This is a genomic window from Streptococcus suis (genome assembly GCF_902702775.1).
In the GTDB taxonomy this organism is placed as follows: domain Bacteria; phylum Bacillota; class Bacilli; order Lactobacillales; family Streptococcaceae; genus Streptococcus; species Streptococcus hashimotonensis.
Genome location: NZ_LR738724.1, coordinates 359,252 through 384,936, shown reverse-complemented (window position 1 = coordinate 384,936; position 25,685 = coordinate 359,252). Strand labels below are relative to the sequence as shown.

Sequence of the window (25,685 nt, the reverse complement as noted above, 5' to 3'; positions counted from 1 at the left end):
ACTCCTATTATATTAAAAAAAATAGGGAAAAATCAAGTCAAATCACTCAGAATTTGAAAAATTTTCAGCCTCCTCATTCAATTCTTCAAAGGTAAGCGTTTTTCTATTATATCCTTCTTTCTTTAAGACCATGTGATATAAATATTTCAAATTGGTTTCATTTTCAGAATCGTAAAACAAATAACAACCTGTCGTATTATCCAGTAGAAACTGGTTATAGTCTCTAAATTGCCCTGGGTTTTCATAGCGTGGATAGGCATACTTTACAAAATCAACCTGCTTAAACCGTGCTAACTTTGCTTGGTTAGCCTCATTCCACTGTTCGCCATGATTTTCAAATGGAAATATTGTTGCAATACTCAGTTGATACCCCTCGGCTCGTAAATCTTCTAAGACTTCTAAGGCCCAGTATTCAAAGCCCAATTGACCTGTCAGTATAAACCAACTAACACCCTCTTCTAAAAAACGAATAAAATTCCTACGAATTGCAGATTTAATAATGTGCAGTCGAGGATCTTTTTCTGAAAAAATTCCCAGGTCTGTATGTCTATAACCTGTTACCAAAAGGCTCTTAGTATCCATTTCTTGTACTCTTTTCGCTAATTATGGTATAATATGCTGATATTATTTTATCAAGAAGGAGTTCTATGGTCAATTATCCTCATAAGGTGTCAAAAAAAATCAATAGAACCAGTCCTATTTCATCCCAGCGAGTAAACTTTGCTAATCGCGGAATGTCTTTTGAGGCCGCTATCAACGATAGCAATCAATATTACCTTGCGCACGACATTGCTGTCATTCACAAGAAGCCAACTCCCGTGCAAATTGTAAAAGTTGATTACCCCAAACGGAGCCGTGCTAAGATTGTCGAGGCATACTTTCGACAGGCATCTACCACAGACTACTCTGGTGTTTTTAAAAGACATTATATTGATTTTGAAGCGAAAGAGACACGCCAAAAAGCATCCATGCCCATGAAAAATTTTCATGCGCATCAGATCGAACACATGAAACAGGTTGTAAAACAAGGTGGCATTTGTTTTGTCCTTCTTCACTTTTCAACATTAAAAGAAACCTATCTCTTGCCAGCCACTCATTTGATCGAATTTTATCAAGTAGACATGGGTAGTAAGTCGATGCCTCTAACCTTTATTCGACAATACGGCTTTGAGATTCAAATGGGGCGTTTCCCCAGCATCCCATATCTGGAAATCGTTGAAAAAAATCTATTAGGTGGTGAATCTTTTGAAAACTACAACAATTAAAAAAGCTCTTCTAATCACTGCAAATATTTTACTTGCGGGGGCTATCATTGCCTGCCTGGCCGGAGCTGCATTGGTTGTTTACTACATCCAAAGCGCTCCAGAATTGACAGAAGAATCTTTGACAGCAACTGTATCAAGTAAAATTTACGATAAGAACGGAAATCTTATTGCAGATTTAGGAGCAGAAAAACGTTCGAGTGCTAAGACTGAGGAAATTCCAACAGACTTGGTAAATGCGATTGTCGCAATCGAAGACCAACGCTTCTTCAATCATAGAGGGGTTGACGTGATTCGTATTGCAGGTTCCCTGATTAATAACTTGAGCGGGGGACGTTTGCAGGGTGGATCGACACTTGACCAGCAGTTTATCAAGCTGACTTATTTCTCGACATCCGTAGAAGATCAAAATCTAAAACGGAAAATTCAAGAGGCTTGGCTGGCTACTCAATTGGAACGTCGCAATACCAAACAAGAGATTTTGACCTACTACATCAACAAGGTGTATATGTCAAATGGTAATTACGGTATGAAGACTGCTGCTCTTGCTTTTTATGGAAAAGAGTTAAAAGATTTGACTCTTCCTCAATTAGCTCTTTTAGCAGGAATGCCTCAAGCGCCAAACCAATATGATCCTTATACCAATCCAGAAGATGCAAAAATACGTCGCGATTTGGTATTGGCTGAGATGCTGGAAGAAAAGTACATTGATAATACCCAGTATGAACAAGCTGTTCTAACACCTGTAACAGATGGTTTGCAACCATTATCTAATGCAGCTGCTTATCCTGCTTATATGGACAACTATCTGAAACAAGTCGTTGAAGAAGTTGAAGCAAAAACAGGTTACAACTTGCTGACAACAGGGATGGATGTCTATACGAACGTCGATCCTGCCGCCCAGCAACAACTTTGGAATATCTACAATACAGATATGTATGTCAGCTATCCAGATGATTTATTACAGGTAGCTTCAACGGTTGTGGATGTTTCTAATGGTAAAGTCGTTGCGCAATTAGGTGGTCGTAAACAGGAGACAAACGTCTCATTTGGTACCAACCAAGCCGTTGAAACCAACCGCGACTTCGGTTCTACAATGAAGCCAATCACAGACTATGCTCCTGCTTTTGAAAACGGAATTTATACATCTACAGCAGATTTAATCTTAGACGGTCCTTATAATTATCCTGGTACAACAACTCCTGTCAATAACTGGGATAAACAATACTATGGTAATATCTCTGTTAAGACTGCTATTCAGTATTCTCGAAATGTTACAGCCGTTAAAGCATTGGAAACTACAGGTTTAGAAAATGCCTTGAAATTTTTGAATAGCGTTGGTATCGATTACCCAGATATTCATTACTCTAATGCTATTTCAAGTAATACATCCGACACTGGTAGCCAGTATGGGGCAAGTAGTGAAAAGATGGCTGCTGCCTACGCCGCTTTTGCCAATGGCGGCACATACTACGCTCCGCAGTATGTCAATAAAATTGTCTTTAGTGACGGAACAGTAACAGAATACGCTCCTCAAGGGACTCAAGTCATGTCTGCCGAAACAGCCTACATGATGACCGATATGATGAAGGCTGTTATGTCTTACGGTTATGGATTAAACGCTTCTGTTAGTGGAGTTCCTATGGCAGGTAAAACAGGTACATCAAACTATACCGATAGCGAAACGGATACTATTCTAGCTTCAATTCCAGAAGCAAATTATAGCTACATGGTCGTTCCTGATGAAAACTTTGTTGGATATTCTAGTCAGTATGCAATGGCTGTTTGGACCGGATATACCAATCGTATGACTCCTATCCTTGATAACAGCATGCGAATTGCAACAGATGTCTACCACAATATGATGCTCTTTATGCATTCGGACTATACAGCTACCGATTGGGAGATGCCAAGCGGACTCGTACGTTACGGTTCCAACTACTATCTCAGAGGTAGTCGCTCACTCTCCAATGCTTATAATACGTACACTAGCACTAGTACAAGTTCTTCTAGTTCGACTGAAACTAGTGAAACAACCGAAGCGACGACAACATCAAGCGAAACATCATCTGGAACTTCAACCGAGACTGCAACTTCTTCAACTGAAACTGCAACAACAGGAAACAATCCTGCAACGGGACAGACAGATGGTCAATAAGAAAATTCCCAGACTCTTCTGGGTTTTTCTTTTGCTTAAATTATGATAAGATAAGATTATGAAACCTGAAGTATTTTATAAAACCTTGGCAGACCAAGGTATTCAATTAACTGACCAACAAAAACATCAATTTCATCGCTATTTCCAACTATTGGTGGAATGGAATGAAAAAATCAATCTGACAGCTATTACCGAGGAAAGCGAAGTCTATCTGAAGCATTTCTACGATTCTGTCGCTCCAATCCTGCAAGGCCATATTCAGAACGAACCTCTTCGGCTTTTAGATATTGGAGCTGGAGCTGGATTTCCTAGCCTACCTATGAAGATTATCTTTCCGCAACTAGATGTTACCATCATTGATTCTCTTAATAAACGAATTAACTTTTTACATTTGCTTGCCGAAGAACTAGAGCTCGAAGGTGTTCATTTCTATCATGGTCGTGCAGAAGACTTTGCACAAGATAAGAACTTCCGTGCACAATTTGACCTTGTCACAGCACGCGCAGTTGCCCGCATGCAGATTCTTTCTGAATTGACTATCCCTTATTTGAAGCTCAACGGAAAATTAATCGCACTCAAGGCGTCCAGCGCAGAAGATGAATTGACCCAGGCAAAAAATGCACTCAATCTCCTCTTCGCAAAAGTCATCGAAAACCACGACTATACTCTTCCAAATGGCGACCCTCGAACATTGACCATCGTCGAAAAGAAAAAGGAAACTCCAAATAAGTTTCCACGCAAAGCTGGTATGCCAAATAAAAGACCTCTTTAAACATAAGAAAAGCGAGTTTCACTAAGAAACCCGCTCTTTTATTATCCAATTTTTGTAATATTGGTTGCTTGAAGACCACGTTGGCCTTGCTCTACTTCAAATGTCACTTTCTGACCATCTTCCAGCGACTTAAAACCATCTGATTGAATTTCAGAAAAGTGTGCAAATACATCTGGACCGTTTTCTTGAGCAATAAAACCAAATCCCTTTTCTGCATTAAACCATTTAACTGTACCTTGTACCATTTGTGTTACCTCTTTTTATTTATTTGTAAAACTTATCAAGAGGAAAAACAAAAGATGAAACTGATACTTAAACTCTAAATTTATTTACATTCCCTACTGTAACAGTATATTTCCTATATGTCAACGATAAAGGGTTGATAAGCCCAATAAACTCAATAATCATCGCCACGGATTATAGAATCGACCCTGATTAACAAAAAATAGATAGATTGTCACCACTACTAGAGCAAGAATAAATAGCAAGACAGCGTAATCTATTCTCTGTAGAGGCTGTTGGGTATACCATGTTCTTTTTTTATTTTTTCCGAAACGCCGCAATTCCATAGCCGTTGAAATCGTATCAATCCTCTCCAAGGAGCTGAAAATCAGAGGAATGACAAGGGATAGATTCCCTTTTATACGATCCATCAATTTTCCTTTCCTGGACAATTCCAAACCACGCGCTTCTTGAGACATTCGAATCGTATAAAACTCTTCTTGAATATCTGGAATATACCTCATGGTCAAACTGACTGCGTAAGCAACTTTGTAGGATACCCCAATTTGATTCAAGCTGGAAGCAAACTGGCTAGGATGAGTGGTCATGAGAAAGATAATCGCTAAAGGAACTGTACAAAAATACTTCAAGAGAAGATTTACCAGATAAAATGCTTGCTGACTCGTCAAGGAATAAACTCCCAGACCTGATAGCAAGGGAGTGTCTGCTCCGTAAAGTTCCACTCCATACCGTGGTGCAAACAAGTGAACCATCAGGGCATTCATTGCAGCAAAAATGATCGTCAGAATTAAAACAAGAGAGATTTCTTTATAACGAATCCCTGACATTTTGAACAAGGCTAGAGAAAATACTGCGATAAAAAGAATCAAGCGGGTATCATAAGTAATCATAGCAAGAATGGAAACTATGAGAAAAAAGAGTAATTTACTGACAGCCGATAAACTATGAATAAAGCCAGTTCCTGGATGGTAACCAATTAGTTTTTGTTGACTCATCTTCCTCTCCTTTCTTCCTGCATATAAAACGTGGTTAATTCTAAAGGATTAACTCCCAACCTCTCCGCCAAGTGAAAAATTGATGTTTCTTTTAAATTGGCTCGCTCAATCACCGTATCATCAGATAAAATTTCTGCTGGACTGGTATCTTCAATAATCTGCCCATCCACCACAACAACAGCTCTATCTGAATAATCTAGCATGAGTTGCATGTCATGGGTAATCATGACAATGGTGTGTCCTTGAGCATTTAATTGGTCCAAAAACTCCATCATTTCCCGATAATGTCGTTGATCTTGTCCTGCTGTTGGCTCATCTAGCAAAATAATTTCTGGATTGAGAACCAAGATAGATGCTATCGTTACCCGTTTTTTCTGCCCATACGAAAGTGCCGAAATCGGCCAATTACGAAACGGATACAGACCACATACCTTCAAAATATGGTGAACTCGGTGTTCGATTTCTTCTTCTATCACCCCTCGCATGCGCAAACCAAGGGCAACCTCATCAAAGATCATCGTTTGGCTAATCATTTGGTTGGGATTCTGAAGAACATAGCCAATCCGTTCTGCTCGCTCTTTAACAGAATCTTCTTTGATTGACTGCCCCTTCCAGAGAATCTCACCTTCACCCTGAATAAAACCACAAAGCACCTTGGCTAAAGTAGATTTCCCAGCACCATTTTTTCCAACAATAGCTAGACGTTCCCCCTTATGAATCGTCAGTTGAATGTCTGTAAGAACTTGTTTGTTAGGATAGGAAAAATGAAGATGCTTGACTTCTAACAAAGCCTCTTTCTCTCCATTTTCAAAGTGTAGAGTCGGTAGGGACGCTATATTCAAAGCCTCAATATCAATTTCCCAAACTGAGGAGAGGTGTTCTGCCTGCGCAATCGGATATCCTAAGGCGCGAAGAGTCGATAGATATAAGGGTTCACGGATGCCGTTTTCCTGTAACAATGAGGTACGTAATAAATCATCAGGTCCTCCATTGAACAAAATCCGACCGTCATTAATCAATACAACTCGGTCCACCTGACGATACAGTACGTCCTCTAAACGGTGTTCGATAATAATGGTTGTGGTCCCTTCTTGCTTGTGCAGACGGTCAATCAAATCAATCGTATCTTGGCCCGATTTGGGATCTAAATTAGCAAGTGGCTCATCAAACAACAAGATAGGACTCTCATCAATAAGAACTCCGCCCAGACTGACACGTTGCTTTTGACCTCCAGATAAATCTTGTGGTCGATGTGCCAGCAAATCAGTCAAAGACAGTCTTTCTGCCCAATCCCCTACTTTTTGCTTCATCACCACCTGGCTTTCCATGTCGTTTTCCAAAGCAAATGCTAGGTCCTCGGCAACTGATAAGCCAATGAATTGACCATCTGTGTCTTGAAGAACCGTTGATACGAGCAAGGACTTATCATAAACCGAAAGATTAAAAGCTTCCTGACCATCCAATAGTAAACTTCCGCTATGTTCTCCCTTGTAAATATTGGGAATAATACCATTAAGACATTGTCCAATCGTCGACTTTCCTGAACCAGATGGCCCAATAATCAGAACTTTCTCTCCCTGATAAATCGTTAACTGAATATCTTTTAAAGTGGGTTCCTGTTGCGCTTGGTATCTAAATGTAAAATCTTTAAACTCAATGATTTTTTTCATAGGACTATTATAGCGTAAATTGACTCTGAAAAAAAGGAAGAATCATCAGTTTCTCCCTTTTCAAATACCTTCATCCATGATTCTAGAGCAGATGAATTCTACCTTCTTACCTCACAATCACATTAAAATGATGCCCATCAAGGTCCGTAAAACTTGCTCCATAAAAGCCATGGGCATCTGTCGAGCGATCTGCAATTTGCCCACCATTTGCTTCAACACGCTCGATAAGTCTATCCACTTCTTCCCTACTCGCCACATTAAGCGAAATCAAGACTTCATCTCCTTCTCTTTTCTAATTGATAGGCTTCGTATAGAATGGACTGAAAAAATATAAAGAATTCTGATTGCACAAAAAAATTGCACTGATTTTTCAATGCAATTTTGGTATTACTAAGCATTTGCTGGAGTCAGAGTTTCCCCAATCGCTTCCAAGCGTTCTGCCCATTCTTGACGAGTCAAGCCGTTTTCAGAAATGTAACGGTTGCGCTCATGAGCACGACATTCAGCTGAACAGCCACGAACATACTTGTGCTCATTCTCTTCTGATGTTAAAATACGACGGTTACAGAATGGATTGCCACAGTTGACATAGCGCTCACATGGTGTGCCATCGAACCAGTCCTTACCAACGACAACTGGGTTAACATGGTTAACATCGACCGCGATACGCTCGTCAAAGACATACATCTTACCATCCCACAATTCGCCACGAACTTCTGGGTCTTTGCCATAGGTTGCGATACCACCGTGGAGCTGGCCGACATCCTTGTAGCCTTCACGAACCATCCAGCCTGAGAATTTCTCACAGCGAACACCACCAGTACAGTAAACAACTACGCGCTTGTCCATGAATTTCTCTTTGTTATCACGGACCCATTGTGGCAATTCACGGAAGTTGCGGATGTCTGGACGGATAGCACCACGGAAATGTCCAAGGTCGTACTCGTAGTCATTACGTGTATCCAAAACAACTGTATCTTCGTCCAAGAGAGCTTCTTTGAACTCTTTTGGTGACAAATAAGCACCTGTTGTTACAAGTGGGTCAATATCGTTGTCAAAGTCATTGTCTTCCAAACCAAGGTGAACAATTTCTTTTTTATAACGAACAAACATTTTCTTGAAAGCTTGCTCATTTTCTTCATCAATCTTAAACCACAAATCGCTGAACAATGGGTTTGCATGAACGTAGTCCATGTACTTTTGAGTTGTTTCATAGTCACCAGAAACAGTACCGTTGATTCCCTCATCAGCAATCAAAATACGTCCTTTGAGTCCGATAGACTTACAGAAAGCTAGATGCTCAGCAGCATAGGCTTCCGCATTTTCAATTGGGACATATTTATAATAAAGTAATACACGAATGTCTTTTGACATGATTTCTCCTTCTCAATCTTTGCAATAGATGATAAAACTCTGTCATTTCTAATAAATGATACCTTACGATTATATCGTTTAGCCCCTCAAAAGACAAAAATCTGAACTGAAAATTTAGAACCTCTATTCGCAGGTTCAGTGCTTATATGTAAAAAATACGGTAACATGGATGACATGCTACCGCATTTATTGAAGGTTCGCTATAACTTCTTAGTCGTCTAATTCTATTTTCAGCTGTCGGAGTTTTTCCAAGGTATCATGTCCGATAAGTTGGTCCACTTTTCGCTTATGGCGTCTAGCAATATTTTCCTTCCATTTATCTTCAATAGGATTATGTGGCTTCTCGATTTTCCTTTGCTCTTTGATTGCTCTTGCCTCCTGCCACTCCACTCCTTCAATAACTTCTTCCCAATAGCTGGCAATGGCAGAGCAGAGATAGAGTTGGACCTTATTCAACCAGTGTCCAAAAAAAGTTTGCGGAGCACTTTCCTCCACTAGCCGATAGGTCCTTTGGATTTCAATAAGTTGACTTTGATATTTTTCCCACTGGAGCATAGCTTTACTCGGCTTTTTTCGATAAAGTTGACGCTGTTTGATTAGAGCTATATACGGTGCAACAAAACGACTCGTCCGTATCTTGATAAAATTTCTGGAGGAGCGAATGGCCACCAGCATGCCTGAGGCCAATAGGCGTTCAACCTCCCTTGCCTGATGATCTGGAAAACGGTAATGGACTTGCCACCCCTCTTCTTCAACCACTAAGCGAATCTGCATCCTACCATTTTGCCAACTCGCCTCCACCTCTTGCTTTTCATCCCATAACTTTTGAAAAAAGAGAAGAAGGTAGTAGCCTTGCTTACTAAGTTCATACCAACTGTTCATGTGGTAAAGATAGGTCCGAATCGCTCCCTTCATATAAAATTCGCCATGGAAATCATAAAAAGTTGGCTGTTTATATGTAGATTGTGATGGGTGGTTACTAACTCGGAAAACCTTATAATAATAACTATTCCAAAGAATGCATCCATAAATTGATTTCGTCGTTTTCGATTGATAAAGACTTAAAACTTCCTCGTCAGGATTGAGTATAGAATGAATAATCGGTCCCAACTTTTCTTCTGTCCAGACCATACTTCTCCCCTTGAACACATGTTTTCGTTTGTTTTATATTATTATATCATATATGTATTTTTTTGTATTGAAAAACCCTAGAATCTTTTCTAGGGAAAATAAAAACTTAATCTTTAGACAAGCTACCTGTCTTCGTTTGAGATTTTGCGTAAACAGCCAAAAGGAGTGTCCCTGCAATAGCAACCGTAATACTGTTTACAATACCTGCTACAAGTCCCTGTGCAAAGACCTTATTCGCCGCCTCACTGTAGATAAGAATATCTAAAACTGGGGCAATGATTCCCCAAGCAATGAGGTTAGCTACTACTTGAAAAATATTGAAAGCAAAAATATCTTTTCCGTCAAAAATTCCTTCTTGAATACGCAGACGATTTCTAGCAAAACCTAACACCAAGCCAAAAACTGCTGAGGCTAGAACCCATGACCACCAAGGCGACCCACCTCGCAGCGCGTCTATAAAGGCATGACCAATAAGCCCTACAAAGAAACCAACAATTGGTCCAAAAACAATTGACAAGAGCGACTGAACTGCATACTGCAATTGAATGTAGGTATTTGGTACAAAGGTTGGAATACTAATCAGCAAACCAATAACCACAAAGAGGGCTGCGCCGATACCAGTAGCAACGACTGTTTTGATTGAATTATTTTTCATAACTATCTCCTAAAATTTCTTTAATTACTAATACGTTTGATTTCAATATGCCAGTTTTGACCTACACCGACATTATAAGCCTTGGCAAATGAGCCCTGATTAATCGCAACACCTACACGATAGAGGGAATTGATATAAATCAATGGCTGTCCGATACGTACATCCGCAAAAGACTTGCCATAGGTTACTTGGTTTTGATACACAAGCATGTCGTTATTGTATATGGTCACTTCAAAGCGATCTTCAAACTGCGGTTGCAAGGTGTAAAATTCTTCCCTCGTAATCGAGGTCCAAAGCGAGCCGAATCGAACATCTAGAATATCAATTGCACCTTTTACATAATCTGAACCAACTTCCGTTGGGACTGTTGGAATTTCCACAATCTTATCCACGCTTAATTCTGGACCAACTTCTTCAAAGCTAATGTGTCCAGAAGCCAATTTAGCTCCCGTATAGGCATAAACATCTCGACCATGGAAGGTGTACGAATGTTCTGTATTGGCACGGCGATTGGCCACCTCTGAAATTTCTCGAACCGCCTTTATCCCCACATATTTTTTGATGAAGGATAGCGTCCCATTATCTGGCGTTACAATATAGTGATTTTGTTCGGTCAAAGCCACTACACTCTTACGTTTTGAACCAACTCCTGGGTCAACAACCGAAACAAATGTTGTCCCCTCCGGCCAGTATTCGACCGTTTGAAAGAGGCGATATGAACCCTCAAAGATATTGTACGGAGTAATATCATGAGTTAGATGGTGAACAACTAAATCTCTCGATTCTTGGAGAGCAACACCAATCATCGCTGAAACTGCACCATCAACTAAACCAAAATCTGATTGTAAAACAAGTAAATTATTTGACATACATTCTCCTAATCTTATTACCGTTCTATGATAACAGAAAACCCGTGACCATTCAAATAGATATTTCCAAAGCCTGGCTATAGTTTTTCCTTATACCTCATCTGTCAAGCACTCTACTATCAGCCACCGAAAACTCCGCAAATTTTCCCATCGTACCTTCTTCGAACTTAAGATAAAATCCTCCACTCTCTAGTTCCAACCAACTATCGTCTTTGAGCAATTGGATACAAAGAAAACTGCCTAGCAGCAGTTCCAATCTCCAACCTTTTAGGACATCCTACGTGCAATGAGAATCGTCTGCCGACGATTTCTATTTCCAACCTTCTAATAAAAATGACTGTCCCCCGGAATTTCTAACCTTTTAATATAAAAAAAGTGCTACTAGCACTTTTTTTATATTAAAACCCATCTACATTCGTGTAGATTTTTTGGACGTCTTCGTCGTCTTCGAGGGCGTCGTAGAGTTTTTCAAATGTTGCGAGGTCATCGCCTTCAAGTGATACTTCTGATTGCGGGATCATTTCAAGTTCAGTGACGTTGAACTCTTGGATTCCTGATTCTTTAAGTGCCACGATGGCCTTGTGCAAATCAGTTGGGGCTGTGTAGACAGTGATTGTGCCGTCTTCTGCTTCTACGTCATCCACTTCGACATCTGCTTCTAAAAGCAATTCGAAGATCGCATCTGCATCATCACCAGCAAAGACAACCACACCTTTTTTATCAAACATGAATGATACAGAACCAGATGCACCCATGTTACCGCCGTTTTTACCAAAGGCAGAGCGAACATTGGCTGCGGTACGGTTTACATTTGATGTCAAAGTATCAACGATAATCATAGAACCATTTGGCCCAAAACCTTCGTAACGACCTTCCACGAAGGTTTCGTCTGTGTTTCCTTTTGCCTTGTCAATGGCCTTGTCAATGATGTGTTTTGGAACCTGCGCTTGCTTAGCACGGTCGATAACAAATTTCAGCGCTGAGTTTGTTTCTGGATCTGGGTCACCCTTTTTCGCTGCTACATAGATTTCAACACCAAATTTAGCGTAAACTTTTGAGTTAGCACCGTCTTTTGCGGTTTTCTTGGCTACAATATTGGCCCATTTACGTCCCATGGGGAACCTCCTACATTTTATAAAATCGCTTTATTATACCATAAATGGCAAGGATTGAGAAGATTTTAAAAACAAAAGACAAGCTCACATGAACTTGTCTTTTACTTTTTACAACTCTACTATCGCAACTTGGCTATCTTGACTGACCTGTCCAAGATTTCCAAGGCTGACAGATTTGATTTCAGCAGTATTTGTGAAGGCAACAACGATGGTTGTTTCACGTCCTGCTGAGCGAATGGCATCCAGATCTGCGACAAGGAGCAAGTCTCCTGCTTCAACGCGTTGACCATCTGTTACCTTAGCTGAGAATGGAGCACCGTTTAGCGCAACTGTATCTAGGCCGACGTGCACCAAGACTTCTACACCCTTGTCAGACAAAATACCGACAGCGTGTTTGGTTGGGAAGACACTGGTTACGATACCTGAAACTGGTGCGTAAACATTGCCGGAGCTAGGCTCAACTGCATAACCGTCACCCATCATTTTTTGTGAGAAGACCGGATCTTTCACTTCTGTGATGGCAATGGCTTGCCCTTCAGCAACAGAGTAAACTGTCTCCGTCACACCTTTGAACTGAGTCTCAGGAGCAACTTCTTCTGTCGCAACAATTTCCGTACGAGGAATAGCTACGCCTGATTCTAGCAAGTCTTGAATGTCTGATTTGAGAACATCTGCTTTTGGTCCGTAGACTGCTTGAACACCTGAGTCTTTGATAATCAAGCCCATAGCACCAGCCTGTTTCCAAGCATTTTCATCTCCAACCTGTGCCACATCTTTAACACTAACGCGAAGGCGAGTCATACAAGCATCCACATCTGCGATATTATCACGACCACCAAGCAAGTTGATGATTTGAACCACTTGTGAATTGGCATCCGCAGTATCTACGTTTGAGTTTGAAACCACATCTGTTGTTTCTGTATCATAGTTACCATTGCGTCCAGCTGTTGCTAGATTGAATTTCTTAATCATAAAGTCGGCAATGAAGTACATACCAACTGCAAAGAGGGCTGTTACCCAAATGAAGTTAACTACATCCATACCGATACCGGCTTTAATCGCCATCGGTGTACGTGTAAGGAATTCGATATTACCAAATGAGTGCATACGCAAGTTGACAACGTCAGCCATGGCAAAAGCCGCACCTTGTACAAAAGCATAAACGACATAGAGTGGCATTGCTGCAAACATGAACATAAACTCAATTGGTTCTGTTACACCTGTCAAGAATACGGCAAGTGCTGAAGAAATAAACATACCTTTGTACTTATGTTTTTTATCTTCATCCACATTGCGGTACATAGCGTAAGTCAATCCCATCAAAATCCCTGATGAACCAATCATTTGACCAACTTTGAAACGGGCTGGAGTAATGTTTGCAAGAAGGTCATTGTACTGAGCCATATCACCAGCGTCTTTGAGGTTGATCAAGTCTGTAATCCAAGCCAACCAGAGCGGATCTTGTCCAAATACTTGTGTACCTGCTTGTGCACCTGTCAAGATGTCATAGGTACCACCAAGTGACGTATAGTTCATTGGAATGGTCAACATGTGGTGAAGACCGAATGGAAGAAGCAAACGTTCCAAGGTACCATAAACAAAAGGTGCAAGAATTGGTGCTGTATCCTGTGAGCTTGCAATCCATTTACCAAAGCTGTTGATTCCTGTTTGAACAACTGGCCAAAAGATAGCTAATCCTAGCGCTACAAGAACTGAGCGATAGATAACCACAAATGGTACGAAGCGTTTACCGTTAAAGAAGGTCAAAACATCAGGTAATTTGCGGTAATTGTAGTATTTGTTATAGGTTGTTGCCCCTACAAAACCAGCGATGATACCAACGAAGACACCCATGTTCAGAGCAGGTTGACCCAAGATATTGACGAAGTAGCCTGAAACTGGAATCTCTGTTCCAAAAACAGTGGTTACGGTTGCCGCTGCATCTGCAAGCATGTCAGTCGTCACACCAAAGAAGTGACCAGTAATCAAGTTAATCAAGATAAAAGCAAGACCTGCCGAGAAAGCACCGCCAGCTTTTTCCTTAGCCCAGCTACCACCGATAGCCAAGGCAAAGAGCAAGTGAAGGTTTCCGATAATCCCCCAACCGATTTGGGCGATAATATTCCCAATACGAATCAAGAGTTCTGATTCTGGGCTGATTAGTGGAATAGAGTTTCCGATAGAAACCATAAGACCTGCTGCAGGCATAACTGCAATCACGACCATTAAACACTTACCGAATTTTTGCCAAAATTCGAAACTAAGAAATTTTTTCATTTTTTCTCCTTTATTTTTTGGCTCTGTGCCATTTTATACATTAATTTCAACTTCCACACCAAAATGGTCTGAAATAATCGGACGATTCTCTCCATTGAAAATCACTAAGCTGGATAAAACTTCCTTTTTCTGATTTAAGAAAATGTAATCCAATCGTTTTTCCTGACTGTGACCAGCCCAGCCATCGATAGCCTTTTCAACCGTAATCCCCTGGTCTTTTTCCATCGCTAGATTGTATGAATCATAAAGCCCTAGCTCTGTAATCGCTTCGTAGGCCTCTCGATCTGAGAAGGCATCGGTATTAAAATCTCCCATGAGAATCTTAAAACGTCTATTGCCAGTCCGTTCCACAATCGTACGAATGTTATCAAGCTGGTCTTCCTCTTCACTCCCCGGAAGATTGATGTGACAAGAATACAGGTCGATCAACTGGTCTTGATAGAAGACCGTCAAGCCCATAATTTTTCGTGATAGGATGGAATCAACAGATTTATTCTGACTACAATAAAATGGATCCACTTCATAAACTGGCAACTTGGTAAGAAAGGCAATCCCTTCTTCGTACTTATCGTAGCCGATATGTGAGTTGCTCCAATAATATGAATAGTCAAATTGTCCCAAGGCTCTTAATTTTTCTAATAAAATCAAGCCATAATTATCCGCCTTCAAGTCTTTCGTTACCAAATCAGCAGTTATGAGCTGATTGACTTCTTGAAGAGCGATGACATCATAAGCCTTTTCAGCTATTGTTTGGGCTAAAACATCTAGTTTTTCATCCTGCCTTTCTTCTAACCAGGCATGGACATTAATTGTTAGTAATTTCATTGCTCCCCCTCTCTCTGAAAATGCGTAACCGTTTTCTTTTTATATAAATAGTATAACGTAAACGTTTGCATTAGTCAATAACTTTTCCGTAATATTTTAAACTTTTACGTAAAAGTTGTGTGTTCTACTAAATAAAATAGATGTATTGCCCATTTCTGGCTCTTTTATGATACACTAATGGGTAGAAAGACAGGAAACTATGAGTAAGTATAAAAAAGTTTATCAAGATATTAAGAAAAAAATCGAAGAGCAGGTTTGGTCAACTGGACAGGCCCTACCGACAGAAAATGAATTAATGGAAGTGTATTCCTACTCCAAGGATACCATTCGCAAAGCCCTATCTCTTCTTGAAATGGATGGTTATATTCAAAAGAAACAGGGGAAATCTTCTATTGTTATCGAACATGGTCTAATGAAGGACCAGTATCTTTCTGAAATTAAAACAGCGGGCGAATTGAACAAAAAATCACAGCACCAAATTCAGACCCAACTTACTTCGCTTTATATTATTCAAGGCCAGAAAGATTTAATGTCAACTTTCGAAGTTGATGATAAGGTAGATTTCTATCGAGTGAGTCGGGTACGGACAATTGACGGTGAGCGATTGGAATATGACATTTCCTATTTTGACCGTAGGGTCGTCCCTTATCTCAGCAAAGAAATTGCCGAAAGCTCTATTTACCGCTACTTAGAAGAAGAACTCCATTTAACAATTTCTCATTCCAGACGTGAAATCTCCTTCCGTTTTGCAAACGAAGAAGAAAAACAATTGATGGACTTAGGAGACTATGATATGGTCGTCGTGGTCACTAGTATCACCTATCTTTCAAATGGTCAAGCTTTCCAGTATGGAACAATTAGTTACCGTCCAGACAAAGTTAGCTTTGTTTCTATGGCGAAACGCTAAAAGGAAACTTTCGATTTTTTCGACCAAGTATATAAAACTTCTAGAATTCTATAGTTATAAAAAGAATGTCTCCGCTTTTGCAGAGACATTCTTTGCATTTATATACTAAGGAGAGCACCAATAATGGTAAAAACTGGTAGTTTTTATTCTTCAACACATAGGAAGAATTGATCTGATAAGTTTTGGAGTGGTTCAATCAACTTTCCTACTAATTGTTGGAATTCAATTAGTTACTGTGCCAGATGTCTTGATTGTACTGTTCAATGGTACGGTCTGATGAGAAGAATCCAGCTTTGGCAATGTTGTGAACAACTTTCTTGTTCCATGAATCTTGTTCTTCGTAATCTGCAAAGACTTGTTCTTTTACTTCAATGTATTCAGCCAAGTCAATCAAGGTCATGAACCAGTCTTTCGAAATCAACTCATGGTGCAAACGGCCAAGACGTTCTTCGTTACCAAGTGCTTTTACCTCATCGCTAACGATAAAGTCAACTGCACGTTTGATATTGGCATCGCCATTGTAGTAGTCCGCAGATACATATCCAGCCTTATCGTACAAGTCGATGATGGTATCTGAATCTTTACCAAATGTATAGATGTTGTCCATACCAGCCAACTCAGCAATCTCAACGTTGGCACCGTCCATGGTACCAAGTGTCAATGCACCGTTCAACATGAATTTCATGTTACCAGTACCTGACGCTTCTTTAGAAGCCAATGAGATTTGTTCTGAAATATCTGTTGCAGGGATGAGTTTCTCAGCAACTGTCACATTGTAGTTTTCAACCAAATGAACATTGAGGTATTTATTTACTTCTGGGTCATTGTTGATCAACTCTGACAAGCAAAGAATCAAGTGAATGATGTCTTGTGCAATGATGTAGGCAGGTGCCGCTTTACCACCGAAGATAACAGTGATTTTACGTTTCGGAAGGTTACCATTCTTGATTTCAAGGTATTTGTGGATAACATACAAGGCATTCATTTGTTGGCGTTTGTACTCGTGGAAACGTTTGATTTGTGTATCGATGATAGAGTTTTCATCCAGCTCGATACCCTTATTGTCTTTCAAATAACGTTTGAGAGCCAACTTATTGTTGAACTTGATTTCAGCCAACTTGGCATGAACTTCCTTGTCATCAGCAAAGGCAAGCAATTTTTCAAGTTTAGTCGCATCTGTCAAGTACTCATCGCCAATCAATTCTTTGATGTAGTCAGCGAGGTCTTGGTTGGCAAATTCCAACCAACGGCGGAAAGTGATACCGTTTGTTTTATTGTTGAATTTTTCTGGGTAAAGCTCGTAGAAAGCTTTCAATTCAGAGTTTTTGAGGATTTCTGTGTGAAGCGCAGCTACACCGTTCACTGAGTTAGAGAAGTGGATATCCATGTGAGCCATGTGTACACGACCTGATTCATCAATGATTTGGACTGCTGGGTCTTTAATTTCTGCACGAATAAGGGCATCCAATTCTTTGATGATATCAACCAAGTGTGGCACCACTTCTTCAAGGAACTCAAGTGGCCATTTTTCAAGTGCTTCCGCCAAGATAGTGTGGTTTGTGTAACCAGTCATATTCTTAACGATGGCAACTGCTTCCGCAAATTCAATACCATGCTTTTCAGTCAAAAGACGGATCAACTCAGGAATCACCATTGATGGGTGAGTATCGTTGATTTGCACATAAGCGTAATCAGCCAAGTCATGCAAGTTTGAACCGCGCTCAATTGCTTCATCAATCAAAAGTTGAGCCGCATTTGATACCATGAAATATTGTTGGTAGATACGGAGCAATTCACCATTCTTATCAGAATCATCTGGGTACAAGAAGAGTGTCAAGTTTTCTTTAATATCAGTCTTGTCAAATGAAATACCGTCTGTAATCAAGTCATAGTTTACTGACTCAATATCAAACAAATTGAGGTAGTTCTTAGTCTCTTTTTTATAGCCAAGAATATCAAGACGATCCAATTTTGATTTCAAAGTGAAGTTTTTGAATGGAACATCATAGCTGATAGTTGTTGGAATCAACCAAGAATCATTTTCAATCCAGAAGTTTGGCTCTGCTTCTTGCTCATTTTTCTTAAATACTTGACGGAAAAGACCACAGTGGTAGTTCAGACCAACACCTTCACCGTTGATTGCAAGTGTTGACATAGAATCAACGAAACATGAAGCCAGACGTCCCAAACCACCGTTACCAAGTGATGGTTCTGGTTCAACATCTTCAACTTGCGCCAATGATTTACCAGCTGCTGCCAATTCTGCTTGAACGTCTTTGTACACACCCAAGTTAATCAAGTTGTTTGACAAGAGTTTACCGATAAGGAACTCAGCTGAGATATAGTAAACTTTACGTTTTCCTGTGTTTTTTGGTTTTGAAGCTGCAGCTTCTTTTACGTAGTTCAACAGTTGAAGATAGATTTCTTCATTTGTCAAATCAGCTAATTTCTTCGAAGTATTTGTTTCTGCAAATGTTGTAAATTTAGTCATGGTTTTCATTTCCTCGTTGGTATAGTAATGTCATTTTTGTCAAGAAGTCTTTGCGTTCTTGGGTCAAGTCTTCAGCTTTCATGCGCCATTCCCAGTTTCCACCGATAGTTGACGGCATATTCATTCGACTTTCTTCACCCAAGTCTAGGACGTCTTGCATGGTTGCAATAGCTGTATCACTCACTGTTGCAAACAGCATACGGAGCATAGCTTGGCTAACTTTTTCAATCGGCTTACGGTTGCTGTAGGCGTCCACGTATTCTTGTTGTTCTGGATCAAGATTGTTGTACCAGCCATTGACAACCTCATTATCGTGAGTTCCAGTGTAGGCAACTGAATTTGGAATGCAACGGTGTGGAGCATCGATACTCTTACCTGTTACATCAAAGAAACCAAATTCTAAGATTTTCATGCCTGGATAGCCACAATCCGCAAGCAATTTGCGAGCTTTAGCGTCAATGTTTCCAAGGTCTTCTGCAATGATTGGAAGGTCTCCAAGTGTTTCTTTGACAGCCTTGAAGAGATTGTAGCCAGGACCTGGTTCCCAGGTACCAACCTTAGCTACTTCTGCCTTACCATCAACTTGCCAGAAGTCTGAGAAACCTTTGAAATGGTCAATCCGAAGGACATCATAAAGTTTGAAACTTTCATGGATACGATAAATCCACCAGTTATAGCCTGTTTTTTCATGTTCTGGCCAATCGTAAATAGGATTTCCCCATAATTGACCATCTGCCGAGAAGTTATCAGCTGGTACACCTGCTACATAAAGCGGCTTGCGTTCACTGTCCAATTTGAATAGTTGGGGTTTTGTCCACACTTCAACGCTATCAGCAGAAACATAGATTGGCATGTCTCCGATGATTTTGATGTGGTGTTTGTTGGCATATTCTTTCAATTGTTTCCATTGGCTGAAGAAGAAATACTGTGTGACTTTGTAGTAGTCGATTTGATTTGCCAATTCTAAGCGGTACTTATCAAGAGCTTCCTCGTTGCGAGCTACAACTTTTTTATCTTCCCATTCTTGGAGAGCTTTATTACCAAAGTATTCCTTGATAGCCATGAACTCAGCATAATCTGTCAACCAAGATGAGTTAGCCTTTTCAAACTCTAGAAAAGCAGCTTTCTTCTTATCATCTTGTAAAAATGCTTGAACTGCCTTCTCCAAAATTGGTCGACGAACTTGATAGATAAGAGCATAGTCTACTTTTTCAGGATTATCTCCAAAATTTACATCTTGGAAATCTTCTGTTGCCAATAAGCCATCTTCAACCAAGAGGTCAAAGTCTATCAAGTGTGTATTTCCTGCAATAGCAGAGAAAGACTGGTAAGGAGAATCTCCATAGCTTGTAGTTGTTAGTGGTAAAATCTGCCAGTAGGTTTGCTTGGTTTCCACCAAGAAATCTACAAAATCATAGGCAGACTGTCCAAAAGTACCAATACCAAACTTACCTGGAAGTGAGGTAATATGCATCAAAATTCCACTGGTACGATTTGTCATAAAAACGTTTTCCTTTCTGTCGGTTACGAATATAGTTTAACGCAAACGTTTGCACTTGTCAAGGATTTTATAAAAAAAGTTTTAATGTGCTCTAGGAAGCCTATTTTATAGCATTTGTTAGCGAATAACAAAAAAGAAAAATCAGATATTTCTATCCGATTTTTCAAATTCTTCACTATTTTTAAGCAAAGCTTTGCTCTTTTATTTGGATGCTTCCATCAACCACATCCGCTTCCAGATATTTGACATCAACATGATCCAAATAGTAATCTGTTACCTTATCACGAATCTGATTTTCAATCACACGGCGCAGAGGACGGGCTCCCATGGCCTTGTCATAGCCTTCTTCCATCAAGAATTCTTTGGCAGCTTCCGTTACCATTAATTGGATGCCTTTCTTCGCCAGGGTATTATTGACCTGGGTCAAGAGTAATTCTACAATGGCTTTGAGATCATCTTTATCCAAGTGCTTGAATTCGATAACTGCGTTAAAACGATTAAGGAACTCCGGACGGAAGAATGGCGCGATGCGGTCCATGATATCTTGATTTTCTTCACCTTCTGCCATTCCATAACCAAAACCAGCATTAGAAGTCGCGATAATAATGGTATTTTTAAAGTTAACTTGGTTGCCCTGTCCATCAGTCAAATGCCCATCATCTAGTACTTGCAAGAGAAGGGTAATCACTTGTGGGTCTGCCTTTTCAATCTCATCCAAGAGGACAATGGAGTACGGATTGCGGCGGACGCGCTCGGTAAGAGTATGGGAATTGTCATCGTAGCCAATGTAGCCAGCTGTGGTACCGATTAATTTGGAAACGGCTGTCCGATCGCTGTATTCCGACATATCCAAACGAATAATGGCATCCTTGTTACCAAACAAGTCTAGCGCTAACTGTTTTGCCAACTCTGTCTTACCCACACCTGTCGGACCGACAAAGAGGAAGGAACCAATCGGACGGTTGCCGTCATCAAAACCTGCTCGATTACGACGAATGGCACGAGACACTGCTTCCACCGCATCGTCTTGACCGATAACGTTAGCTGCCAGACGATTTTTCAATTCCTTGAGTCGTTCAATGTCAGAAGCTCCCATTTGTGAGACTGGAATTCCTGTCATCCGCTCAACCGCCTGAGCCACATCATTAACGGTCGCCACCACTTTCTGTTGCTCCGTATGATTATCAATCTGTTTTTGTAGCTTATCAATACGGACTTTTTCATTCAAGGCTTTTTCATAATCCTCTTTCTCAGCCGCTTCCAACTGCAACTGTTTTGCCTCAGCCATTTCTGCTTCTAAGGTCTGAATATCTGTCACAGGATGTTGTGCAGCCAAATGTGCAGCGGTCACATCGACCAGGTCAATAGCCTTATCAGGCAAGCTACGTTGTGGAATATATTGGACAGAATAATCAACCGCAGCTCTCAAAACCTCATCTGGCAATTCAATATTGTGGTGGGCTTCATAAAGCGGCTTGATTCCTTTCAAAATCTGGTAGGTGTCTTCTGCGGACGGAGCATTAACCTTGACTTCATTGAAACGACGAGCCAGAGCGGCGTTCTTGTGAATGGTATTGCGGTATTCGTCCTGCGTAGTGGCACCGATAACCGTCAATTCCCCACGGGATAAAGCTGGTTTGAGAATATCCGCTAACCCCTTGGAACCTGAGTCTCCGCCAGTGCTACCAGCTCCCAAAATCTGATGAATTTCATCAAAGAAGAGAATGATATTTCCAGATTTTTTGACTTCATCCACAAGATTCTGCACATTTTCCTCAAAAGCACCACGATACTGAGTCCCAGCTTCCAAGCCTGAAATGTCGATGGAGATGATTTCCTTGTTCTTAATGGCTGCTGGCACATCACCATTGACAATGGCTTGAGCCAAGCCTTCTACTACCGCTGTCTTTCCGACACCAGCATCACCGACCAAAACAGGATTATTTTTCGTACGGCGAGCTAGGATTTCAGAGGTTTCTTGGATTTCCTTGTTTCGTCCAATGACTGGATCCAACTTACCTTCACGCGCATCTTGTGTCAAATTGCGACCAAGTTTTGCAAGAATTCCGTCTGACTTTATCTGACCTTTGGCCTGTGTTTGAGCCACTTCTTCTGTCTGTGGCAAGCGACCAGTCTGACGGTACATAGCGAATTCTTCTGGTGTCACTTCACGTCCATTGATAGAATAACGGCGACGTTCTGTGCTGTAGCCACCCATGTTGCCCATGAGTTGATTGAAAATATCGTCCATATTGTTAAAGTTATTGAAATTGTTGTTCATAGTTTTTACCTCATTTAAGTTTTATTTGCTTTTGACTTTTACTGACCTTTGTTTTAAAAAAATTGATATAGTCTTTTAGTTTGCTTTTAGTACTAGGCAACGAGCTGAAGGCAGTACTGAAGTACGGCAAAGCGAGTTAACGCAGTAATAAAAGATAAACTAAATGACGCTAATAGGGTATAATCCTGTCTTTCATCCCAACCTCCTTAGAAGTTTGTCTTTTACTGACCATTTAGTCAATTTGTCGGTCAAACTTTTTAGTTTGACCTAAACTGACCTTTTGTTCAAAGAATTCGTAAGGTCCTTTACCTTACGAATCTTATTCTACACCATTGGTCAGCAAAAGTCAATAGTTTTGTTTGACCTTTTTTGACTTTTTATAGTCGAATGAATTAGCTTTCAGACAAGGAAATGAGGCGCAGGCTATACTAAAGTATGGCAAGGTGAAAGTGACGATGTATCAAAGTTAATTCAAATGACTAAAAAAATCTACCTGACGGTAGATTTGGTAGCTACTAGATGATAATCCCTTCCAAATGATCCAGTTCATGCTGGACAATCTGGGCTTGGAAATCTGTCAGCTTTAGGCTCTGCTTTTTCCATGAAGCATCAAAAAACTCCACTTCAATCTCCTGATAGCGTGTCGTCGGGCGGGTACCTTCCAGCGACAGACAGCCTTCCTCTGTCTGATAGGGCTTGGCCTTGCTGATGAGGACGGGATTATACATGATCAGGTTGGTGAAGCCCATGTTGACGATGATAATCCGCTTTTTGACGCCAATCATGTTGGCCGCCATGCCCACACAAGCGTGAGCATTGGCTGCTAAAGTGTCCTGCAAATCCTGACCGACCTGCACATCTAGCTGAGTCGCAGGCTCAGACTTCTGCTGCAGGAAGAAAATATCTTTCATAATAGGTTGAATCATGGGGTGGCTCCTATCTGATACTGTTTTCCTATCTGATACTGTTTATAGAAAACAAACTCCTTTTCTGTTGAATCAAATCCTAATTTGTAACAGTATTTATCGCTAAAGTTTTTAGCGATAAAATTTTTATCGCAAAAGTTTAAAAAGTCAATCAAATAAAATACCTCGAATGCATTCTTGAAATAATCCTCTGACTCTGTTTGAAAACTATCGTGTAAATCTTCAAGTATAGCTATGACAGTATCCAGCCCCACAATATCTCCTGTGATAAGATAGCAAACACTTTCTAATGCTTTTTGTAAATCCTCCAAACTGTTCAAAATTTCGAGCAATTTCTCCTGCTCTATTTCTATATACTCAAACCATACTATACACTTTATCCCTTCTAATCTTTTAACCAACTGAGGTATTTCTCTTAAATTTATCAGTCCTCTCTTACAACGAAACATGAATAGATGTAAGATAAAATTTTGAATAAACAATTTATCACTATATTTTTTAGATAAGAGCTCAACAATCCTTTCCTGACTCGGAATAGTTGTCACAACCGGCTTAAACTTCCCTTCAATAATCTGTTGATAGGTATTCCCCATATCTTCCTTATTCATCAAGACAAGTATTTTTTGATTACGGTGGTTAGCAAGGTGGTCTATAAAACCAAGAAGATCGTTATAATCCTCAGGACTATCCGTGTATTCTTCCTTGCTATCTCCTTTCTTTTCACTATAAGTAACACGTTCCAAATCATCGAAAATAATAAGAGAATATTTTTTCATCAAGTCTAGACCCAGAATTTTATAAGACCATTTGACTAGACTACTGACAACAGGAATATGGTCTAAACTCCCAAAGGTTGAATGTTGCTCAATCTCATCAATCAGTACCTTCTCCGCCTGTTCCCTGGTCCGAATACCAAAACAGGAGATATAGTAAATTTCACGCGGTTTGTAGAATTGATTTTCAAAGAAGGTACGAATAAAGTGGGTCTTCCCGCTTCCCCACGCACCATTCAGCCAAAAGATATTCCTTCCCCGTTCTTCCTTTCGATCCAAAAAAGAAACCAATTCCCCTTGAAAAGGGAAGTCATATTCAGGATATGCATCTTCATCTAACAAAGAATAGCCGATAAAGTAATACCGTCGCAAAATGGAAAAAATACTCTTCATAAGGAAAAGTAAAAAGGTGAAGACTAATAAAAAAGCCAGTCTATTCGCATAAAACCAGTATATACAGGAAAAATTCATTAAATAGTTACTAACTGGTCTGAGAATTTCCTTCACCAGCTCTTCTCGCAAAAGAAAATAGGCAATCCACCCCAAAGCCAAACCTTGCTTATATCTTCGGACAAACCATCTCTCCCCACTCCAATCCACTCGTCGTACAGACTTTGTGGCGAGTTCTTTTAACTTCTTATATATTTTTTCCTTCATAACTTCCTCCTCAGTTTAGTATACCAAAAAAAGCCTAGTTCTCACTAGACTTCTTTCGTTTATTCTTTGCAATAAATCGCAATAGCTTGACTGACAAAGGCTGCTGTGCCTGGTCCACCTGCTCGGTCAATGTTGGCTGAAAATCGTTCATCTTCAACATACATAAGACCTAGATTTTGTAAGATTTCCTTGGTGCAGGTGTAGAAATTTTCCGTGATATAGGCCTGCAAGTTGGCTACCTGAGCCTGTACATCTGGATGATCGGCTTCCAAGCTCTGCATTTTTCCAAAAACTTCAAAAATAGCCTGCATCTCTCGGGCAAAGACTCTGTCCTTGCTGGCATCGTAGCGTACTTCAAACTCGGCATAGGCTGCGGTCTGTCCCCAGCGTTCCTTTGCCTCCGCCTTGTAGGCGTCTAGTTGACTGCTGTCAAATGCGTGAAAATCCATGACTTCTCCTCCTTTTTCTGTGAGCAATCTGGCGTGATTGATGATGCGGTCCAACCGTTCCCTTTTGAACTCTAAAAGGCTGATATGGTCCCGCAAGACCTGCTGACGATTGACTTCCGTCACATCCAGAAGCTGCTGAATATCTTTGAGAGGAAAATCCAATTCTCGAAATAATAGAATTTCTTGCAGACGAGCCAAATTCTCCTGATTATAGTAGCGATAACCATTTTCAGCCACAAATGCTGGTTTTAGCAAACCAATCTGATCATAGTGGTGCAAGGTCCTCACCGTCAATCCTGTCAACCGACTGACCTGCTTAACTGTCCAATTTTCGTTCATAGAAATCTCCTCTCT

The 25,685-nt window shown here is 40.4% G+C and carries 22 protein-coding genes; 4 read left to right on the top strand and 18 right to left on the bottom strand.

Going from position 1 to position 25,685, the window contains the following annotated elements:
- Positions 1-42: 42 nt before the first annotated feature.
- Positions 43-582: an SLOG family protein gene (locus GPW69_RS01995; RefSeq protein ID WP_024406404.1), complete on the bottom strand. Its 540-nt coding sequence runs from the start codon at positions 580-582 to the stop codon at positions 43-45.
- A gap of 65 nt (positions 583-647) precedes the next feature.
- On the opposite strand from GPW69_RS01995, the gene recU reads away from it, so the two are divergent.
- Genes recU through rsmG form a run of 3 tightly spaced genes read left to right on the top strand, consistent with a single transcriptional unit; the run spans position 648 to position 4,192 of the window.
- Positions 648-1,265, top strand: a complete 618-nt coding sequence (recU, locus tag GPW69_RS01990) for a Holliday junction resolvase RecU (RefSeq protein ID WP_004194173.1) — start codon at positions 648-650, stop codon at positions 1,263-1,265.
- Positions 1,246-3,420, top strand: coding sequence for a penicillin-binding protein PBP1A (gene pbp1a / locus GPW69_RS01985; RefSeq protein WP_232051780.1), 2,175 nt, complete (start codon positions 1,246-1,248; stop codon positions 3,418-3,420). The genes recU and pbp1a overlap by 20 nt, the downstream gene beginning before the upstream one ends.
- Positions 3,421-3,478: 58 nt before the next feature.
- Positions 3,479-4,192 carry a 16S rRNA (guanine(527)-N(7))-methyltransferase RsmG gene (gene rsmG / locus GPW69_RS01980; protein ID WP_074390999.1) on the top strand — a complete coding sequence of 238 codons (714 nt, stop codon included), beginning with the start codon at positions 3,479-3,481 and terminating at the stop codon, positions 4,190-4,192.
- A gap of 41 nt (positions 4,193-4,233) precedes the next feature.
- Here rsmG and GPW69_RS01975 read toward each other — a convergent pair whose 3' ends face one another.
- From GPW69_RS01975 to GPW69_RS01925, 11 genes are all read right to left on the bottom strand, one after another.
- Complete coding sequence (locus GPW69_RS01975) at positions 4,234-4,437, bottom strand: cold-shock protein (protein WP_014637517.1); 204 nt, start codon at positions 4,435-4,437, stop codon at positions 4,234-4,236.
- A gap of 159 nt (positions 4,438-4,596) precedes the next feature.
- A complete protein-coding gene (locus GPW69_RS01970; RefSeq protein ID WP_024381722.1) occupies positions 4,597-5,430 on the bottom strand; it encodes an energy-coupling factor transporter transmembrane component T family protein in 834 nt (277 codons plus the stop codon).
- Complete coding sequence (locus GPW69_RS01965; RefSeq protein WP_074390998.1) at positions 5,427-7,100, bottom strand: ABC transporter ATP-binding protein; 1,674 nt, start codon at positions 7,098-7,100, stop codon at positions 5,427-5,429. The genes GPW69_RS01970 and GPW69_RS01965 overlap by 4 nt, the downstream gene beginning before the upstream one ends.
- Before the next feature lie 106 nt (positions 7,101-7,206).
- A complete protein-coding gene (locus GPW69_RS01960; protein WP_230333937.1) occupies positions 7,207-7,371 on the bottom strand; it encodes a VOC family protein in 165 nt (54 codons plus the stop codon).
- Between the two features lie 119 nt (positions 7,372-7,490).
- Entirely contained in the window at positions 7,491-8,474 is a 984-nt protein-coding gene (gene trhO / locus GPW69_RS01955; RefSeq protein WP_023369456.1) for an oxygen-dependent tRNA uridine(34) hydroxylase TrhO, read from the bottom strand.
- A 210-nt stretch (positions 8,475-8,684) separates the two neighbouring features.
- Entirely contained in the window at positions 8,685-9,605 is a 921-nt protein-coding gene (locus GPW69_RS01950) for a hypothetical protein (RefSeq protein WP_074390997.1), read from the bottom strand.
- Between the two features lie 106 nt (positions 9,606-9,711).
- Positions 9,712-10,260 (bottom strand): ECF-type riboflavin transporter substrate-binding protein, encoded by a 549-nt coding sequence (locus tag GPW69_RS01945; protein WP_024401563.1) that lies wholly within the window; start codon positions 10,258-10,260, stop codon positions 9,712-9,714.
- A gap of 20 nt (positions 10,261-10,280) precedes the next feature.
- Positions 10,281-11,129 carry an SAM hydrolase/SAM-dependent halogenase family protein gene (locus GPW69_RS01940; RefSeq protein ID WP_004194192.1) on the bottom strand — a complete coding sequence of 283 codons (849 nt, stop codon included), beginning with the start codon at positions 11,127-11,129 and terminating at the stop codon, positions 10,281-10,283.
- A 398-nt stretch (positions 11,130-11,527) separates the two neighbouring features.
- Positions 11,528-12,244 (bottom strand): YebC/PmpR family DNA-binding transcriptional regulator, encoded by a 717-nt coding sequence (locus GPW69_RS01935; protein WP_004194195.1) that lies wholly within the window; start codon positions 12,242-12,244, stop codon positions 11,528-11,530.
- Between the two features lie 108 nt (positions 12,245-12,352).
- On the bottom strand, positions 12,353-14,521 hold the full coding sequence (locus GPW69_RS01930; protein WP_074390996.1) for a PTS transporter subunit IIBC: 2,169 nt from the start codon (positions 14,519-14,521) through the stop codon (positions 12,353-12,355).
- Positions 14,522-14,554: 33 nt separating this feature from the next.
- Positions 14,555-15,346: an endonuclease/exonuclease/phosphatase family protein gene (locus tag GPW69_RS01925; RefSeq protein WP_014637507.1), complete on the bottom strand. Its 792-nt coding sequence runs from the start codon at positions 15,344-15,346 to the stop codon at positions 14,555-14,557.
- A 199-nt stretch (positions 15,347-15,545) separates the two neighbouring features.
- Here GPW69_RS01925 and GPW69_RS01920 point away from each other — a divergent pair, with 199 nt between their 5' ends.
- Positions 15,546-16,253 (top strand): UTRA domain-containing protein, encoded by a 708-nt coding sequence (locus GPW69_RS01920; protein ID WP_074390995.1) that lies wholly within the window; start codon positions 15,546-15,548, stop codon positions 16,251-16,253.
- 226 nt (positions 16,254-16,479) lie between these two features.
- Here the strand turns inward: GPW69_RS01920 and glgP are convergent, their stop codons facing one another.
- The 6 genes from glgP to GPW69_RS01890 form a co-directional block, all read right to left on the bottom strand.
- Positions 16,480-18,744, bottom strand: coding sequence for a glycogen/starch/alpha-glucan family phosphorylase (gene glgP, locus GPW69_RS01915; RefSeq protein WP_074390994.1), 2,265 nt, complete (start codon positions 18,742-18,744; stop codon positions 16,480-16,482).
- A complete protein-coding gene (gene malQ, locus GPW69_RS01910; protein ID WP_011922661.1) occupies positions 18,737-20,245 on the bottom strand; it encodes a 4-alpha-glucanotransferase in 1,509 nt (502 codons plus the stop codon). Before malQ ends, glgP begins: the two co-directional genes overlap by 8 nt.
- Before the next feature lie 181 nt (positions 20,246-20,426).
- Positions 20,427-22,526 carry an AAA family ATPase gene (locus GPW69_RS01905; protein WP_074390993.1) on the bottom strand — a complete coding sequence of 700 codons (2,100 nt, stop codon included), beginning with the start codon at positions 22,524-22,526 and terminating at the stop codon, positions 20,427-20,429.
- Between the two features lie 515 nt (positions 22,527-23,041).
- Positions 23,042-23,452 (bottom strand): peptide deformylase, encoded by a 411-nt coding sequence (locus GPW69_RS01900; protein WP_004195260.1) that lies wholly within the window; start codon positions 23,450-23,452, stop codon positions 23,042-23,044.
- The gene (locus tag GPW69_RS01895) at positions 23,449-24,732 is read right to left on the bottom strand and encodes a P-loop NTPase fold protein (RefSeq protein WP_232051779.1); all 1,284 of its coding nucleotides are present in this window, start codon (positions 24,730-24,732) and stop codon (positions 23,449-23,451) included. The genes GPW69_RS01900 and GPW69_RS01895 overlap by 4 nt, the downstream gene beginning before the upstream one ends.
- Positions 24,733-24,941: 209 nt before the next feature.
- Positions 24,942-25,670 (bottom strand): MerR family transcriptional regulator, encoded by a 729-nt coding sequence (locus tag GPW69_RS01890; RefSeq protein ID WP_074390991.1) that lies wholly within the window; start codon positions 25,668-25,670, stop codon positions 24,942-24,944.
- Positions 25,671-25,685 lie beyond the last annotated feature (15 nt).